Genomic DNA, 15835 nt, shown 5'->3' with positions numbered 1-15835 from the left:
TAGCCCGCGAGATCTACCGTCACATCCAGCCGATGACGGCCATCCGCGTTCCTTCGCCGCTTGACGAAACATAGGGGCGTCTACGCCACCCACAACACCGCTGAGATCAGGACGTGGCTCGGTAAACACCCCCGCTTCCACGTCCACTTCACCCCCACCGGCTCCTCCTGGATGAACCAGGTCGAGCGGTGGTTCGGCCTCCTGACGGACAAACTCGTCCGCCGCGGCGTTCACACATCCGTCAAAGCCCTGGAGCGCGACATCCGAGCATGGATCGAGCGGTGGAACCAGGACCCCAGGCCGTTCACCTGGACCAAGACCGCCGACGAGATCCTCAACTCCCTGGCCGACTACCTCACCAAAATCAACCCACCAACCATCAATACCTGACAGCTAATTAGAGTCGCCATTTCAGGCGCATCACACTAGCGCAGCAGCCCCTCGACGACGCCAGCGGACACCCCCTGAGCTGCATCCGGTCCGTCAGGGGCAGGTCGGCCGGTAAGGAATTTGAGGTATCCGGCGCTTCCACTCGTTTCGTGTCAGTGTCTTGCCCATGGCCTGGCAGAGATCTTGCACTGCGTGCTGCGGCTGCAGGTTCCAGAGGCGCGTTCCGCCATCGGCTCCAGCGCTGTAGAGCGTGTTCGCGGCCGAATCGAAGGCCAAGGCGACCACCGCTCGGGCGTGACCTGTGAGTGGCTGCCCGAGGGGCTTTGGATGCGTCAGTGACGAGACATCCCATAGGCCAATGGTCTGGTTGTCGCCGGCGGTGGCGAGGACGCGCCCGTCACGGCTGGCCGTCACGGCAAGGACGCCGTCATTGTGGCCGATCAAAGGGTCCCCGATCGGGGTGAGACGGGCCGGATTGGAGGCATTCCAGAGCTATGCGGTGCCGTCGAGATCGGCCGTTACGAGGGTCTCCCTGTGCGGGAGGAAGAGGACTTCAGTCACGCCGCCCTTTGCCGCCCGGATCCTCTTGTGCTCCTTGGGTTGCGCAGGGTCTTCGGTGTCCCACAGCCTGAGGTATCCGGCGTCTGTGCCCACTAGTGTTTTCCCATCGGGGCTGAAGGACAGGGAGACGATGTGGTCCTCAGGGTCTGCGGAGGAGTAGTCGATAGGTCCGACGAGAGGATCGCCAAGTTGTTTAGGCCTGCTGGGGCGGGAGATGTCAAATCGCGGCTGCCAGTACACCAGTCAGCAATTCGCCACTCTGGCAACGGAGTCCGGCGTCCGCCTGTCCGTCGGTCGCACCGGGCAGTGCTGGGACAACGCGCTCGCCGAGTCGTTCTTCGCCACCATCAAACGGGAGTTGCTCAACACAAGCCCCTGGCCCAGCCGGGCCGCCGCCCGCACCGCGATCTTCGACTTCATCGAGGGCTGGTACAACTTGCACCGACTGCACAGCAGCCTCGGCTACCGCAGTCCCGCCGAATACGAGAACGCACTCGCAGCCTGACCACCACACCGACGGTGTCCGTCAAAGCGGAACAAGCTCAGTGCACGTCCGAGTCGACCGTCGCTTGGCTGGCTATGACCACTTGATCTTCACGATCGAGGGACCTGTGAAGTCCGGGACCAGGTTAGGACTAGGTTCGGTCCTCGCCCGGAAGAACCCCTTGCACCCGAGACCGTCCAAGGGGTTCCCCCCTTCACCGAGTGCCCACTGGTCGCCCGTGTTCAGGAGCAGATCCGGTCCGGGAGTCCGCCGGGCATCCCACGGCGTTCGTCCTGAGTGAGGTCACGGCCGACGACGTCGCACAGGTGGCGTTTCCACAGGTCGGGATCGAGGCGGATCAGGTCCCCGCTGCCGTCGACGACCCTGACCAACGCCTTGCCGTCCCTGCTCGCGGCGACGAAGTGCTGGTCCTCCGCGAAGTCGTAAGAGTCGAAGTGGCTGGGGTCGTCCGCCCGCTGGAAACGCACGGAGTTCCCGTTGGCCACGAAGAACTCGGTCCCGTGCCCGGTGAAGCCGAGCCGGAACCCATCCCCCCAGGACACGTCGTTCGCTCCCACTGGCCCTAGCGGACCCACCACTCTGTGGGCCTCTCGCCCCGGCCGCACCGACCACAGCTCCAGCATGGCCCCCTTCGTCTTCGCGGCCGCATATCGCCCACTGCTGTCGAGAAACGCGCGGTCGTTGTCCGGCGCGAGGCTGACACTCAGCGCCTTGTCCTCCTTGCCTGTGCGCAGATCGATGGCGTGCAGCGTCGGGTAACCCCGGACCATGATCTGTACGTATCCCGGCTCGGGGCGCCTGTTCACCGCGAAGCCGGAGTCAAGGGGCTTCTCCTCCGAGGTGTACAGCGGTGGGTTCTCCTTGGCGAGCCCGAGGTCACGCGAGTCCACAGGTTCTGAGAGCCGTCGACCCTCCCTGGTGTTCCATCGCTCGATCCGGCTGCCGGACTGCGTGATCAGTTCGTTTTCTCTCGCAAAGAAGAGCGACAGCGGCTCCGCCTTCCCGTCCTTACGGACAGGGGGCATGAGCGTGGTGATCTCCGCAACCTCGCGCAGGGACGGAAGGCTCCGGATAAGGATCTTGTTGCGTCCCACCACGTCGGCTACCAGAGTCTCGGCCTCGTTCACCGCCAGTACGTTGGCGGGATCCGGGTCCGTGGGCGCATCCGTCGTGGGCCGCTTCACCTCGGTCGTCACCTTGTCGGTCACCACGTCGTAGAGCACGAGCTTTTCAGCGGTGAGGCCGGAGGAGCCCCTGGTCCGGGTCACCTGGGCCACCTGGATACGACCTTCGTCGATCAGCACCGGGTTGCTGGCGACCATGTTGTACTCACTGCCGCTGATCGGTTGCAGGGACAGCCCCGTCACCGTCGTCTCGTCCCAGGTGGTGACTACGGGATGGGCCGAATCCCCGAGAAGCCGGTTGCCGAAGTTGGCCGGCTTCGGCCCCATCGCCTTCCTCTCTCCCCCGCCTTGTCGATTGTCACCGAGCACCCACTCGCCGCCGTACACCGCGAAACGCTGCCCCGACTCGTTCAGAGAGACACCGTCGCAGCCGTACGAATCGCTGCTGTAGCGGTTCAGCACCCGCCCGTCACCCACGCGCACGAAACGGTATACACCGTTGTTGTTGAAGTCGTCCTTGTCAGGCTCCACCCGGCACCACGCCAGCACCCCACCGTCGCCCGAGAGACTGACCGCGGGGGCGCTGTACACGCCGTCGGTGGGAGAGAAGGTCCCCACGCCGGTCGCCAGCTCGCGGATCCTGCCGGTACCGGTGTTCACCGCCACGAACGCGTCCTTGTCGGCTTTGCGCCGCTGGGCCACAAGCGTGTCGCCGTCGGATCCGAACCACACGGCCTCGAACGCGGGCAGCCGCGAGGGAAGTCCCTCATGCCGTCGCGTCTCCAGATCCCACAGCCGCAGCCGCCCGTCGGCTGCCACCGTGACCACTCGCCGGGCGTCCGGGGAAAAGTCCGCGGTATGGACCTGATCGCTGCTGTGCCCCTGTTCCTCAGCCCTGTCCATGAACTCGCCGTTACGGATCGTGTGTGCCGGCCCCAGCAGTTCCGCCGTACTGTCCGCCTCCGGATCGAGGTCGTGCCATACCAGCGCGCCTGCTCCCGACGTATAGGCGATCCGCCGCCCGTCCCTGCTGACCATCGGGCGGAAGGCCATCTCATTGAGACGAAGCCGCGTACTCATGATGCTCTTCCCGGCTCTGCGGACGAATAGTGACGCACGCCCGAGCTGGGTTGTCACCAGCGTTACCGTGCCGTCGGTGCTCATCGCCGTATCGACGATCTTCCCCTCGGTGCCGCTGAGCACCCAGTCGGCCCGCTTGAACCGGTCGTATCCGCGCAGCACGGCGTTGCGGGCCTCCTGCGTCGGCGCGATCTCGTACGCCGCCATGGCGACGAGTGCGGCCTGTCCCGGGTCACTCCTGTCTAACTGGCCCGCGAGGACGGACATCGCCCGGGAGCGTGCCTCCGCGTCCCGCCGTTCGCTGACCTTCCCCTGGTAGACGAGGAACGTGCCGAGCCCGGCGATCACCGCGAGCACCACGGCGGTCGCGATCCACGCGGCGCGCAGCCGGTTCCGTCGCGCGCGGCGGCGCTGCCGCGTGAGTTCGAGGAAATTCCGTTCGTCCGGGTCGAGTTCGGCCTCCCGGTTTTTCAAGTGTCGTTCCAGACCGGCGAGTTGGAGCCCCCCGGGTAACAGCCCTGCCGCCTTGTCCCCGTCGGCCCACCGCTCACGCTCATGGGCGAGTTCCCACCGCGCCGCCAGGAACTCGTTGTCGGATCGCACCTGCTCCTGGAGGGCCGGCCATTCGGTGACCAGCGCTTCATGGGCCAGTTCGACGGCCTCCGGTTCTCCCTGCCCGCCGTGGACGACGAGCAGTCGGCGCTCGGAGCTGGCGAGCCGGATCGCGATGTCCCATCGCTTGTCGCCCGCCTCCTGCCGGGTGAGCCTGCGGCGCAGCGGATGAGGGCTGCCGGGCAGCACCCGGACGAGCCCGGTGAGCAGTCGACTCGCCTCGCCGTCCTTCTGTTTCTCCTCGTCTGTGACACACTCGTCCCAGGCCTGCGTGGCATGGCCTGCCAGCGCGCCGGAGATACCACCAGCCTCCTCGTACGTCGCCTTCCGGAGCCGGCCGCCCTCCTTGCCCTCCCATAGCTTTTCCAGGACGAAGCCGAGGAGCGGCAGTGTCCCCGCTTCGGTGCTGGCATCGTCCAGGATCCGTTCGACGAGCCCTGGTTCGTAGGTCACGGCGACGCCCGGGAGGTCATTCAGCGGCTTGGTGATCACATCCGTGAGCTGCTTGCGGGACATCGGCGTCAGCGGCAGGGTGTCTCCGCGTTGCAGCGCGGCACCGAGGCTCGGGTGTCTGAGGGCGGCGTCGATGAAGTCGGCCCGGAGTGTGACCAGGACGCTGGGCGCGCCGACCGGCCGGTTCTCCGGGAAGAGCACATCGACCGCCTTGGCGACCTCGGTGTCCTTGCCGGCAAGCAGTGCTTCGGCCTGGTCGAGTACGACGAGGAGCTTGCCGCCCGACTTCCCACGCAGGCGATGGAGGGTGTCCACGAGCCCCAGCTCCGTGAGCCACTCCTGTACTTCACCGGCGTTCTGCGCCCCGTGCCGCCCAGTGCCGTAGGCCTCGTACAGCTCGGTGGCGAGCGCGGCCAGCGGCGAGGAGACTGGCCCGGCGTCCACCACCAGGACGTCGTACCCCTTCTCACGCATCTTGGGCACCACACCGGCCAGCGCGAGCGACGACTTGCCCGAGCCCGACGGCCCGTACACGGTGACGCTCGGGCGCCCGCCCAGCAGGGCTCTGGTCACCTTCGCCTTGTCGTCGTCACGGCCGAAGTAGACGTCCACGTCGCACTCTTGGAAGGTCTTGAGGCTCCGGAAGGGCGACGGCGGTTCCACGATCTTCTCAAGTTCGGGGATGAGCCTCAGCACCGTGCTCGCGCGGATCACGAACGTCTGTTGGGCCTCGTTGCGCCCCCGCTGGGTCACCGCGACGAGGCCCACGACCGCACGGCCGCGGGAATCCCAGACAGGGCTGCCGCTGAAGCCCTCCTCGATGTAGGGCCTGGTCTCATCGGTCCGAGAGAGCTGTCGCCAGCCCTCCTCCGTCGGCCCGCCGAGGACTCCCCAGTACCAGGATCCACCCGGCCGTCGTCCCGTGAATCCGACGATGCCGACTCTCTTGTCCCAGGCGGTCGCGGGCTCGGCCAGGGCCAGCGGACGGCCGCCCGGTATCGCGCCCCGTACGCGCAGGACCGCGACGTCCCCGGTGCGATCGTCCTTCTCCTCGACGCAGTGTTCGACCTCGGCGGTCCAAGACCGCCCCGCCAGGTCCACGTCCAGCGGCATGTCCAGCGTGACCGGGGTCCCGGCCGCCACCTTCGCCGTGCCGTGTTCCTCCCCCGAGGCGTACGCCACCACATGGGCGCAGGTCAGCACGACGTCCGGTGCCAGGAGGAAGCCCGTGCCCACGGGCTCACCGTTCTGTCCCTTGATCCGGACGACCGACGAGACCAGCGCCTCGTCAGGCTCCTGCGGCTCCGCCCCCGTCACATGGCCTCCGTTTCACCACGGCCCAACAATCCCCACCGGCTCAACTTCTCACGAGTTATTGACCGTTGTCTCAGGATCGTCTCTCCTGTTCCATGTGAGGGTCACAGAAAAGTTCGCCGCAGTGGCGGTGCTCGCGATGACCACATCGGCCTCGGCCGACAGCGACACCCCGAACTCCAGAGTGATCTCATCAGGCGCGTTGGCCAGTCCCCGGAACCGTCCGACGAAGCTCTCCGCGACGGGCCGTACGGTGTCCAGCATCTCGCCGAACGATCTCTGGGCCCGCGCCACGGAACGGCCACCGCGACCCACCCGCACCAGGGATTCGTCCACTTCGCGGATCTGCACCCGTATTGTCTCTTCGTCACCGTCACGGAGGGGCACCTCAACCGTGTGGACAGGGCGTTCACTCACTGCGTCCTCCAGCACTCGGAAGCTGGAGAGCATAACGAATCCCGTGCACGGTTCGCCGGTGGAGGTCGTCGGCACGGCCCGCTTCGCGTTCCAGTTACTCACTCATGACATTCGAACGTACAAGTGGTGAAGCCCCACCCGAGTCGGACTCGGTGGACGCGGCGCTTCCGGACGCCGGACCCCACCAACCCGAAAGGCACGTGCATGTCACGAGATGGCACGACGCAAACCGCACCGCACGGCTGAGCGCGCCCTGGCAGCGGTGGTGCTGCTGCCCGGAGGGTTCACCGCCTGGTCCCTCGGTCCGGTGACTTGTCCGCGAACGTCTCGGCTCCTCGTCGGAGTCACGGTAACGGTGGCGGTCCGGCCGGCGATCTCGCCGAAGGCCGGGATGCCAAGGTTGAAGGTGATGGCCCGGCGGCTGCGTTCGTCGAGTTGGACCAGCTTGTCATCTGCGGCGGCAAGACTGACGCGCAGGCCCTCGGCCTCGCCAAGCCAGCCTTCTCGCTCGGTTTCGGTGATCCAGTCGGTCAGGTTGTTGCGGATTTCCTCAAGCCGGGGCCGCTGAGCGGGGCCGACGCGAAGGACGGGGCATCGCACGCAGCTGTGACGATGGACGTGACTGCGGCCTGCATTGGTTCTCGTCGGTGCTTCCGACGTACGGCCGCTCCAGCAGGTGTTCAGGTGGCAGTGCAGTGCGGCGGCGATCTGGTTGATCAGTCCGGCGCTGTCGAGCTCGATCTTTCCCGCCTTGACCTTGGACCCCCAGTCCTGCGTCTTGCCGACCGCCGCTCCCAGATCGGCCTGTGGCATGCCGAGGTTGAGCCTCTGCCGCTTGATCCTGCGGCCGATGGCCTCCTGTTCCTCGAGCTCGTGCGGCATCCTCGACCCAACCCCCGGTCCGGCCGTGCTTACCGTGGCAGCTTCGCGGTGCGTTCGGGGCGGGCAGCGGTGATGTACCGCATCGCGGTCTGGGCGCCGATGCCGAACAGGCGCATCAGGTGCAGTGGGTCGTCGACCTCGAATGCCTCGTGGCGGATCCGGTCCTGACGCAGCGTCGCCATCGTGAGTGCGGTGGGTCGGAAGCCCGTACTGAACGTGTTTCCGCCGATGGCCGAGTGGGTGGTGTCCACCGCAGTCCATCGGTTGATCAGCAGATGCGGGGGAAATGGGGCCGACGACCGATCCGACAACATCGATCCCGACAACTGACTTTTGCGGCGTCGGGGTGCCGGAGGCCGAGCAGTACCTTGCCGTCCTGCTCCAGGTAGAGGTGCACGCCGACGACGTTCAGGCGTGCCTGACCGCCGGGGCGGGCCTGCGCCGGAACGGGGGGCCGGGCGGGGACCTGGGCCTGGTGGAGGTCGATGACCTCCTTCGTCCACGGGCACATCGTCAGGTACGGGATGGTGGCGGCGTCGAAATGGCGGAACATGATGCCCTCGGGGCACGGCAGTTCATCGGCGTTGCCGTCCCAGGTTCCGAGGTAGACGCGAATCCGGCCTGTGGTCCCGTCGGGGCCCAGGGAGTCGACCACCGTGAACTCCTCCAGCGGAACTACCAGGCCGGTCTCCTCCAGCAGTTCCCGCTCCACCGCCTGACGTGAGGACTCCGTTCCTTCGCGGTCGCCGCCCGGGATGCTCCACGTTCCCGGGTCGCAGATCTTCTTGTTGGCGTCGCGTAGGTGCAGCAGGTAGCGGCCACGGGAGTCGACCAGCAGCGCAGCAGTCCCTCGTGGGTCATTGGACAGGGTCATCTCAGGCTCCTTGAGGTGGGGATGCAAAGGGGGACAACCGGCTGGGACGGGTGGCGGTTCACCAGCCGAGGCGGCGGCAGGTTCACCACAGTCCGGCCTCTTCCAGCAGCACCGAGGCCCGCTGGAGCTCCGGCGTTGCCCGGCCGGTCCGCAGTCCGTTCGGGACCAGGGCCTGGTCATCCAGGCGCAGAGCCTTCCGCCCGGTCAGGACCTCTTCCCATTGCCCGCGTGCTCGGGCCAGGAGGGTCGCGACCTGCTCCCGGCCGGCCTTCAGTTCGAGTACAGACAGGGCGGGCAGCGCGACTGCATGCACCGACGTACCGAGCAGGCCGGCCGCCTCTCCCGACAGGCAGACGGTGGACGCACGATGGCCTCGCAAGGACGCCTTCCCACCATCGGTAGCAGAGGCGGGGCGGGGGCCGGGCAGGTTCACCACAGGTCCGCCGCCCCGCCGAGCCGGGCGTATGCGGAGCCTGCGGGTAAACCCTGGCCCGATACCCGGCAGCCCGCCCGGCGGCCAGCTACCGCTCCTGTTGCGCGCACCGATGCCCCCATCGCATCTGCCCAGAACGCCATGGCCAAGCCCGAGCACATGTCAGCACAACGCGTCACGCGGCACCTCCTCGGCCAGCAAGGCGGTGGTAAGGGTGATTTCGGTCTGTGGGGCCGCTCTCATGCGTGCTCCCCAGCCGGCTCGTCATCCACCGTCTTGTCGCGCTGAGCGGGGATCGTGTGGTCGTAGGCGCGCGACTGCAGCAGGTAGGAATTCCTGAACGCGCCCGTGCCTGTATCCGGATCCATGAGCTCCTCGAATGTGCCGGCTTCGGCGATCCGCCCCTGGTCGAGGACGTAGATCAGGTCCGCGTGACGCACCGAGTGCAGCCGGTGGGTGATCAAAATGATCGTCTGGCCCTCGGCGGCGAGGTTGCGGATCTGGTCGAACACCCGCTGCTCGGCGACCGCGTCCAGGGCGCTGGTCGGTTCGTCCACGATCAGCACCTGGGCACTGCGAAACCGCGCCCGCGCGATCCCAATTCTTTGCCACTGACCGCCGGAGATCTGGTGCCCGCCCTTGTAGCCGCGGGCCAGCAGCGTGGACAGGCCCCGCGGCAGCTTCGCCAGGACCTCGTCTGCCCCGGCGTAGGCGGCCGCCGCCTCGATCGCGGTGTCGTCCATCGGGCCGCTGGAGCGGCCGATGCCGATGTTGACCCGGTACAGGCCGCACAACAGCTTCACCAGGGTCGACTTGCCGCTGCCGTTGTTGCCCACCAGGGCGACGATCTTTCCGGCTGGAATGGTGACGTCGACCTCGCGCAGGGAGGGCTCCGGCGTGGTGCTGCCGGGGTAGGTGAAGGTGACCTTCTCGAAGCGGATCTCGTCCACCTGCTCGGGCAGGTCGACTCCGGTGGCGGGGATGGCCCGCTCGGCGGCTTCCCGGCACAGCTTCTCGAAGTCGGCGACGAACAGGGCTTCCTGGTGCAGGTCGGTGATCTGCAGAACGAGCTGGTCGAGACTGCCCGAGCCGGTGCGGATGGCCAGCACCGCGGTGCCGGCCACCGCCAGGTCCATCCCCCCAGTCCACAGCAGCACACCCAGCACCCCGTAGGTGATGACCGTGGCCAGCCCAGTGGCGCCGTCGGCGATCAGCCCCTTGCGCGCGGCCTCGCTCGCCAGGCGGGTCTGTTCCCGCTCACTGGTCTGCGCCATGCCGCGAAAGTGGGTGAGCAGGAATGGGCCGACGTCGTGGACGCGGACTTCGGCGGCGGCCTGCTGGTCGATCAGCAGCCGGCCCAACAACTGCCCGGCACGGGCATGCTGAACGAACTGATGAAAGGAGATGTAGCACATCTTGGCGATCGTCAGCGAACTCCACGCGCTCGGCAGTGTCATCGCGATCAGCAGCGGCAGAAGCGCCCAGTGCAGGACGGTCAGCACGCCGGCCGCGGCGACCAGCGAGATCAGTGAGTTGAGAACCGAGGTGCAGTACTTGACCATCCGCCGGGCCGAATCCGCCCCGTAACTGGCGGAGTCCAGTAGCCGGTGGAACTCATCGTCCTCGATCGCCGACAGCTCCACCCGGGCGACGAGCGACAGGTACCGCTCCGTCGCCACCCGCTGCACCTTCGGCTCCAGTGCCCCGGTGGCCGACGTCGACGCCGACTGCAGGACGGAGCCCAGCAGCGCGGTAGCGGCGACGGCCATGAGCGCGGGCATCGCCAATTCCAGCCGCTCGACCGTCGAACCGCCTACCAGTAGATGTCCCAGGACCGAGTTGACCGCGACCAGCCCGACCGCCTGCGCGATACCCCGGCCCAGCTCCGCGATCCACACAATGCGCAGTGCCCGCGCGTCGGCCTGGTGCGCCAGCCGGACCGCGATACCCACCAGCTTCGGCAGCGTGCGGGCCATCGCCCACAGGTCCAGGGCCAGCCATGCCCCCTGGTGCCGGTTCCACCCGATGTCGTACGCCAGCTCGCCGCCGAACAGCAGCCGCTCTGACTGCGAAACCTCCTGCTCGGACTCCGCCTTCGCAGCGCCTTCCCCGCTCATGCCCCGCACCTCGTATCCGGGTGTGATGAGCGGCGGGCACGGGCCACGGGGGCGTCAACACGGCGCCCGTACAGCATCCGGGGCGAGGCGGCGAGGCGCTGCTGCTCGAACACGGCAGGGCCGTTCACGGGAGCGGGCACAGGATTCATGGCGTCCTCCAGATGGGGGGTGCGAGCGGGGCCGGGCGTACTGGTGCTCTAAGAACGGCGCAGATCTGGGGCCGTAACGGCCCCAGAAGAGCGAAAGCCTCGAACGTGAATGCGGCCTTGGCGTGCAAGGCAGTCCCTGCTTGCCTGGGCGGTTTCGAACTCACACGTTCGAGTGGTTGTGGGCCCGGGGCACCCGATCAGGGGCTTGCGCGGTCGCCTCGAGAGGCCCCACACGGCTGGGGGTGGGAGATGTGGCGGTTGAGGAGGCTCAGGCCGTGGTCGAGGGTTGCCGGGTCTTCCGAGAGGTTGATCCGTAGCAGTTGGCGCTCTGGGTACAGTGCCTCCCACGCCGCGGAGGTACCGCCGTGGACGACGGTCGGGTTGAGCCGTAGCCCCGCTCGCCCGCACCGTACGACCCATTGGAGGAAGCCTTCCTGGGGGGGCGCGGAGTTCGGCGAACGCGGAGTAGCCCGCGGCCGGCTCTAGGCCCGTGATGCGTCCCAGCGGCGATGTGGGGGCTTCGAGTGCGCGAGCGTTGTGGCGGAAGCGCTCGCTCATGACGGTCAGGTGGTCGCGGGCACTGCGGTAGGTCTCCTCGTCGGGGAGTGCAGGCAGACCGGCTCGGCGGACGGTGTCCTGGACAATCTGAACGAGCTTGCCCGTCTGCTCGGCGGGGGCCTCCACCACGGTGAGCAGGGAGGCGTAGAAGAGCATGACGACCTCGCCGACGGGGTCGCCGCTCATGGCCATCCGCTCGAACCGGTCGCGGGCGAGGTGCTGTAGCAGTGCTTTTTTCCTGGTGACGACGACGGCCGCGCGCAGGCCGGGCAGGGAGAGGTCCTTCGAGGCGGTGAGGATCAGGGCGGCGTTGTCCAGGTCGATGCCGTGGACGCGGTCTCGGAGTATCGCGGCCGGCTGCGGGCCTTCGGCCCCGACCTGGAAAGGGACGTCGATGAGGGCGAAGTCCGGCTCGGCCTGATCCGGAAGGGCGTGGCGGGCGCCGGTGACGCCGTTGGGGAGGACCTCGACGAGACAGGTGTGCCGGGCGGGGGCCGCGCCGGTGGGATGGCAGAGGCCGTCGTGCCGGTAGTAACCAGTCACCGGTGCTCCCCAGCGGACGGCGCACTGGTCAAAGGCGTAGTAGTTCGGCAGCGGCAGGACGAGGCCGTATCCGGTCTCGGCGAGATGCGCGATGCTCAGGCTGATGGCCTCGGTGCCGCCGCGAGTGAAGAAGATGTCCGACGCGTCCACCCTCATGTTGAGGTGGCTGTCAAGGAGTTCAGCCATCGCCGCCCGAGCGTCGGCCGGGCGGGGTCCGGCATACGCGGAGAGGGTTCCGTCACGGATGAAGCGGTCCAGCAGCGTGGAGAGGTAGCGGGCGAGGTCCGGGGAGGGTGGGAAGCGATTGCAGCCCTCCCCGAGCTCGATCGACGTCTCGGCGGCTGGGTTGACGCCGTCGCGCAGCGCCCCGAAGGCGGTGAGGCAGTCGGCCTGCGCGGGGGCATGCGTGGTGTCGTGCACGGTGGCTCCGGTGCGCCATGGACCGGGGCGCTGCCGGGCTTCCGCGGTGCGGACGTCGGCGAGGTTACCGGATCGGCAGGGCTCCGGGGGCAGTTGCGCGGAGCGGGGGAACCTCGTGCAGGGTTGGGCGCCGCCGGTTTCGGACAGGGTCCGGGGCCAGAAGGATGTGGGCGGCGGCGTCGAGGTCGGGTGTGTCGGTGTGCTGGCTGCGGCGTACCCAGATGGCGTCGATGCCGGCGCGGCGGGCCCCGGCGGCGTCGGCCTCGGGGTTGTCGCCAATCATGACGAGCCGGTATGCGGGTCCTGCGGCCGTCCGGGCGAGGCGGAACGCTTCGGGGTGGGGCTTTTCGTAGCCGCTGGCCGCAGAGTTGATGACCACCTGAAGCCGGGTGTCCAAACCAAGGCCACTGAGGAGTGCAGGGAGTTCAGGGACGTGGTTTGAGAGAAGTACGTGCTGCCAGCCCTGCGCTGTGAGCTGATCAAGGACGCGCAGAGTCTGGGGGTAAAGGCTCCACGCGGCAGGGTCGGTGTAGGCGGCGCGGGTAGCGGTCGCCGCGGTGTGCGGGTGGAATACGCCGAGCTGGGCGAGGGCCGCGGTGATGACGGTGGTGACGTGGCTCCACCAGGCGTCGGGATCGCAGAGGTGCGGGTGTGGGGCGTGGGCGGCGTTCCAGGGGAACCCGGTGGCGAGAACCTCGAACACTTCGGGGAAGGCCCAGGGGTGGCCGGGCTGCTGCACGTCTAGGACCTCAAGGAGGCATTCGGCCCAGGTTCCATACCGGCGGTGGCCGAGGTTCCCGTCGAAGTCCCATATCGCGATCTTGGGCTCGTTCACCACAGGTCCAGCGCTTTCAAGACGTCCGCAGCCTTGGGCAGCGGCGCAGAGGGCAAAGTGGTGAGGACGTTGTCGGGAAGGTCCGTCTTCGTGTCGAGCTTGATCATCTCGCGCCAGCGCAGGACCTGTGGCCACTGCTCCGTCCAGGCCGGACGCAGTTCGTCGGCCGGAATGTTCTCGAGCCGGCGTCCGTCGGTCAGGAGGCGGGCGGCGGTCTTGGGGCCGATGCCGCGGATACCTACGATGTTGTCGGCGGGGTCGCCCGTCAGGGCGCGGAAGTCCGGCCACTGCTCGGCGAGGACGCCGTAGCGGGGGAGGATCTGCTCGCCGGGGGTGTAACGGCGGTCCTGGGCGAGGCCGGTGTTCAGGAGGCGCACGCTCGGGTCGCCCAGGAGCTGGATGTAGTCCTTGTCGGTGGTCATGATGTCGACCGCGCGGCCGTCGTCGCGGGCGCGGGTGGCCAGGGTGGCAATGACGTCGTCCGCCTCGCAGCCGTCCTGCTCGATCCAGCGGACGCCGCTGTGGTCGAGGGCGTTCTTGATCAGGGGGAGGGATTCGATCAGGCCGGGCTCCGGCGCGGGACGCTGGGCCTTGTAGTCGCTGTCTTGTCCGGCCCGGGTCTGCGATCCGTCCTCGGCGTCGAATACCACGAAGATCTCGAACCCGGTGGCGTGCTGGGCCTGGGCCTTGCGCAGAAGCGCGGTGAATCCGAAGACGCCGGTGCGGTCGATGGTCTTGTCATCGCTCCAGATGCGGGAGGCGAAGCCGAACCAGGCCCGGTGGAGGAGGTAATGGCCGTCGACGAGCAGCAGGGATGCGGTCATGGCGTGGCCTCCAGGGGGTGGTGCGCGCTGGTGGGTGCCTGTGACCGCGGCGTACGGGCCTCCGTTGCCGGATGGCCAAGGAGTCTAGCCACCGGGGCGGCACGGGGCTGCCAGAACGTGGTCAGCAGCGTGGCGAGATGTTCGGCGGCGTTGCGTTCGGCGAGGACCCGCCGGTGGGCGGCTGCGCGCAGGCGGGCACGCTGCTCGGCGGTCAGCGAGAGCGCCCGTCGCAGGCCGTCGGTCAGGGCGCCGGAAACGGATGGGTCGTAGAGCAGGCCATTGTCGCCGTCGGTGATCTGTTCGGGGAAGCCGTCGATGTGCGGCCCCAGGACGACGGCTCCGGCGTTGCTGGGCCCACAGTCCGGTCTCGAAGACCACATTGGCCAGGGTCTCGCCGGCTTGGTACGGCCATGGCGCGGGTCTGTGGCCAGGCTGCGAGGGCGCGGGGTACGTCGCGGTCGTAGCGGCCGATGATGGTGGCGCTCAGCCGGAGCTCCGTGCAGCGGTTGCGGTAGTCACCCAGGAGGGTGGCGCGTTCGTCGTCGGTCGGGACGGCGACCATCGCGAGATGGACGTGGTCGTGGACGGGGGCGAGAGCCTCGATGAGGAGGTCGAGGCCCTTGGTGTGGTCGGTGCGGCCGATCGCGGCGACGACCGGGCGGTCGATGGGGATGGCGAGCCCGCGCACGATGCGTTCGGCTTCGTTCGTGGTCGGTGGGGTGAGGTCGGCGGCGGTGAGGTGGAGACCGGACGTCCAGGGCCGGAGCTTGGCCGGATTCAGGCCGTACTGCTGCTGGACGTGGCGGGTGAGGAAGTCGCCGATGTCCGCTACCCAGGCGCGGGTGTGGAGGTTGGCGGCGGCGATGGCCTCTTCCTCCCAGGCGATGCGGCCGGGGTCGGGGTGGGGGCGTTCGGTGATGCGGGCGGTGGAGAACAGGGCCAGCAGGACGTCGACCTTGGCGCGGCCGCCAGCGTGGTGGGCGAGTCCTGCGAAGGGGGTGTCGACGCCGATGGCCAGTACCTTCTCGTGCCGGTCGGCGAGATCCCCGGCGGCGGGCGGCTTCGCTGGACAGACGCCGCCAGGTGTCCGGGTGCCAGAAGGGACGGCTGGTGTCGTAGGGCGATCACCTCGCCGCCGAGCGGTCCGACGACGCGGCGGGCGTAGAGGAGGTCGGCTTCGTTGTAGCCCCAGGTGGCCGGGCCCGGCTCGGGGACGGCGAGGTAGGGCGTGAAGGCGCCAGCGTGTGCGCTCAGGCGCTTGTGGTGGCGGGCGAGGGTGGCCAGGGCGTGGTCTGGCGGCCGATGCCGTTGGTGTTGTTGGGGATGCCGTTCACGGCGCAGTACAGCAGCGCCTTGGTCGTGGGCACGGGGCGTCTCCTTGGGGTCAGCCGGCGGCGTAGAGGTCTTCCGGGTTCGGGCGCCAGATCTTCGACTTCGCCGGAGCCGGCTTCATCCCGTGTGCGGTGAGCAGGCGGGTCAGGTGCCGGTAGGCGGTCTCGGCCTCGGGCTTGGTGGCGGCGAACAGCGTGTAGTTGTCTGTCATCCGTACGGCGGTCCACCCGGCTAGGGCCTGTGTGATGTCGTGATCATTGGGTGGTCTTGAGCAGGTCGTCGATCCAGATCATTGCGGCGCGGAGGTGGAGGCCTGTGAGGTAGCTGTCCGGGGTCTTGTCGTACCGGGTGGCGATGCCGCGCCAGGCCTTCAGCTTGTTGATCAGTCGTTCGACGGTGTTCCGTTCCTTGT

General features: G+C 68.1%; 16 protein-coding genes and 2 pseudogenes. 3 read left to right on the top strand and 15 right to left on the bottom strand.

What is annotated here, in order from left to right:
• Window positions 1–81: 81 nt before the first annotated feature.
• Window positions 82–390 (top strand): annotated as a pseudogene (locus ACWIHY_RS38860) (IS630 family transposase); the annotation flags it as partial.
• Between the two features lie 93 nt (window positions 391–483).
• On the opposite strand, the gene ACWIHY_RS38855 reads toward ACWIHY_RS38860, so the two are convergent.
• Window positions 484–834 (bottom strand): WD40 repeat domain-containing protein, encoded by a 351-nt coding sequence (locus ACWIHY_RS38855; protein WP_454381384.1) that lies wholly within the window; start codon window positions 832–834, stop codon window positions 484–486.
• A gap of 48 nt (window positions 835–882) precedes the next feature.
• Window positions 883–1191, bottom strand: a complete 309-nt coding sequence (locus ACWIHY_RS38850; protein ID WP_454381383.1) for a WD40 repeat domain-containing protein — start codon at window positions 1189–1191, stop codon at window positions 883–885.
• On the opposite strand from ACWIHY_RS38850, the gene ACWIHY_RS38845 reads away from it, so the two are divergent.
• Window positions 1166–1456, top strand: coding sequence for a transposase (locus tag ACWIHY_RS38845; protein ID WP_454381382.1), 291 nt, complete (start codon window positions 1166–1168; stop codon window positions 1454–1456). The two genes, ACWIHY_RS38850 and ACWIHY_RS38845, sit on opposite strands and share 26 nt — an antisense overlap.
• 221 nt (window positions 1457–1677) lie before the next feature.
• On the opposite strand, the gene ACWIHY_RS38840 is transcribed toward ACWIHY_RS38845, so the two are convergent.
• The 11 genes from ACWIHY_RS38840 to ACWIHY_RS38790 form a co-directional block, all read right to left on the bottom strand.
• Window positions 1678–6042, bottom strand: a complete 4365-nt coding sequence (locus tag ACWIHY_RS38840; protein ID WP_454381380.1) for an nSTAND1 domain-containing NTPase — start codon at window positions 6040–6042, stop codon at window positions 1678–1680.
• Between the two features lie 48 nt (window positions 6043–6090).
• A complete protein-coding gene (locus ACWIHY_RS38835; protein WP_383079665.1) occupies window positions 6091–6456 on the bottom strand; it encodes a CU044_2847 family protein in 366 nt (121 codons plus the stop codon).
• Between the two features lie 207 nt (window positions 6457–6663).
• Entirely contained in the window at window positions 6664–7338 is a 675-nt protein-coding gene (locus ACWIHY_RS38830) for a helix-turn-helix domain-containing protein (RefSeq protein ID WP_454381378.1), read from the bottom strand.
• A gap of 29 nt (window positions 7339–7367) precedes the next feature.
• Entirely contained in the window at window positions 7368–7589 is a 222-nt protein-coding gene (locus ACWIHY_RS38825) for a hypothetical protein (protein ID WP_454381377.1), read from the bottom strand.
• Window positions 7590–7606: 17 nt separating this feature from the next.
• A complete protein-coding gene (locus ACWIHY_RS38820) occupies window positions 7607–8212 on the bottom strand; it encodes an NUDIX domain-containing protein (RefSeq protein ID WP_454381376.1) in 606 nt (201 codons plus the stop codon).
• A gap of 82 nt (window positions 8213–8294) precedes the next feature.
• Window positions 8295–8591 carry a hypothetical protein gene (locus ACWIHY_RS38815; protein ID WP_454381374.1) on the bottom strand — a complete coding sequence of 99 codons (297 nt, stop codon included), beginning with the start codon at window positions 8589–8591 and terminating at the stop codon, window positions 8295–8297.
• 293 nt (window positions 8592–8884) lie between these two features.
• On the bottom strand, window positions 8885–10762 hold the full coding sequence (locus ACWIHY_RS38810) for an ATP-binding cassette domain-containing protein (RefSeq protein ID WP_454381372.1): 1878 nt from the start codon (window positions 10760–10762) through the stop codon (window positions 8885–8887).
• 197 nt (window positions 10763–10959) lie between these two features.
• Window positions 10960–12432 carry an aminotransferase class I/II-fold pyridoxal phosphate-dependent enzyme gene (locus ACWIHY_RS38805; RefSeq protein WP_454381371.1) on the bottom strand — a complete coding sequence of 491 codons (1473 nt, stop codon included), beginning with the start codon at window positions 12430–12432 and terminating at the stop codon, window positions 10960–10962.
• A 64-nt stretch (window positions 12433–12496) separates the two neighbouring features.
• On the bottom strand, window positions 12497–13267 hold the full coding sequence (locus ACWIHY_RS38800; protein ID WP_454381370.1) for an HAD family hydrolase: 771 nt from the start codon (window positions 13265–13267) through the stop codon (window positions 12497–12499).
• Window positions 13264–14091 (bottom strand): 5'-3' exonuclease, encoded by an 828-nt coding sequence (locus ACWIHY_RS38795; RefSeq protein WP_454381369.1) that lies wholly within the window; start codon window positions 14089–14091, stop codon window positions 13264–13266. The genes ACWIHY_RS38800 and ACWIHY_RS38795 overlap by 4 nt, the downstream gene beginning before the upstream one ends.
• Window positions 14088–14471 carry a hypothetical protein gene (locus tag ACWIHY_RS38790; protein WP_454381367.1) on the bottom strand — a complete coding sequence of 128 codons (384 nt, stop codon included), beginning with the start codon at window positions 14469–14471 and terminating at the stop codon, window positions 14088–14090. Before ACWIHY_RS38790 ends, ACWIHY_RS38795 begins: the two co-directional genes overlap by 4 nt.
• A gap of 188 nt (window positions 14472–14659) precedes the next feature.
• On the opposite strand from ACWIHY_RS38790, the gene ACWIHY_RS38785 reads away from it, so the two are divergent.
• Window positions 14660–15256 (top strand): hypothetical protein, encoded by a 597-nt coding sequence (locus ACWIHY_RS38785; RefSeq protein WP_454381365.1) that lies wholly within the window; start codon window positions 14660–14662, stop codon window positions 15254–15256.
• A gap of 219 nt (window positions 15257–15475) precedes the next feature.
• On the opposite strand, the gene ACWIHY_RS38780 is transcribed toward ACWIHY_RS38785, so the two are convergent.
• Window positions 15476–15634: a hypothetical protein gene (locus ACWIHY_RS38780; RefSeq protein ID WP_454381364.1), complete on the bottom strand. Its 159-nt coding sequence runs from the start codon at window positions 15632–15634 to the stop codon at window positions 15476–15478.
• 43 nt (window positions 15635–15677) lie between these two features.
• Window positions 15678–15835, bottom strand: a pseudogene (locus tag ACWIHY_RS38775) (IS5/IS1182 family transposase); the annotation flags it as partial.

The sequence above is a fragment of the Streptomyces sp. NPDC055287 genome, from assembly GCF_053646035.1.
This window is presented reverse-complemented; position numbering and strand designations above follow the sequence as displayed.

What these genes read in the sequence shown, in the direction of transcription:
- ACWIHY_RS38810 (WP_454381372.1), bottom strand. Translation starts at nt 10,762, where the DNA reads ATGAGCGGGGAAGGCGCTGCGAAGGCGGAGTCCGAGCAGGAGGTTTCG.
- ACWIHY_RS38790 (WP_454381367.1), bottom strand. Translation starts at nt 14,471, where the DNA reads ATGTGGTCTTCGAGACCGGACTGTGGGCCCAGCAACGCCGGAGCCGTC.
- ACWIHY_RS38845 (WP_454381382.1), top strand. Translation starts at nt 1,166, where the DNA reads ATGTCAAATCGCGGCTGCCAGTACACCAGTCAGCAATTCGCCACTCTG.
- ACWIHY_RS38820 (WP_454381376.1), bottom strand. Translation starts at nt 8,212, where the DNA reads ATGACCCTGTCCAATGACCCACGAGGGACTGCTGCGCTGCTGGTCGAC.
- ACWIHY_RS38780 (WP_454381364.1), bottom strand. Translation starts at nt 15,634, where the DNA reads ATGACAGACAACTACACGCTGTTCGCCGCCACCAAGCCCGAGGCCGAG.
- ACWIHY_RS38785 (WP_454381365.1), top strand. Translation starts at nt 14,660, where the DNA reads ATGGACGTGGTCGTGGACGGGGGCGAGAGCCTCGATGAGGAGGTCGAG.
- ACWIHY_RS38830 (WP_454381378.1), bottom strand. Translation starts at nt 7,338, where the DNA reads ATGCCGCACGAGCTCGAGGAACAGGAGGCCATCGGCCGCAGGATCAAG.
- ACWIHY_RS38795 (WP_454381369.1), bottom strand. Translation starts at nt 14,091, where the DNA reads ATGACCGCATCCCTGCTGCTCGTCGACGGCCATTACCTCCTCCACCGG.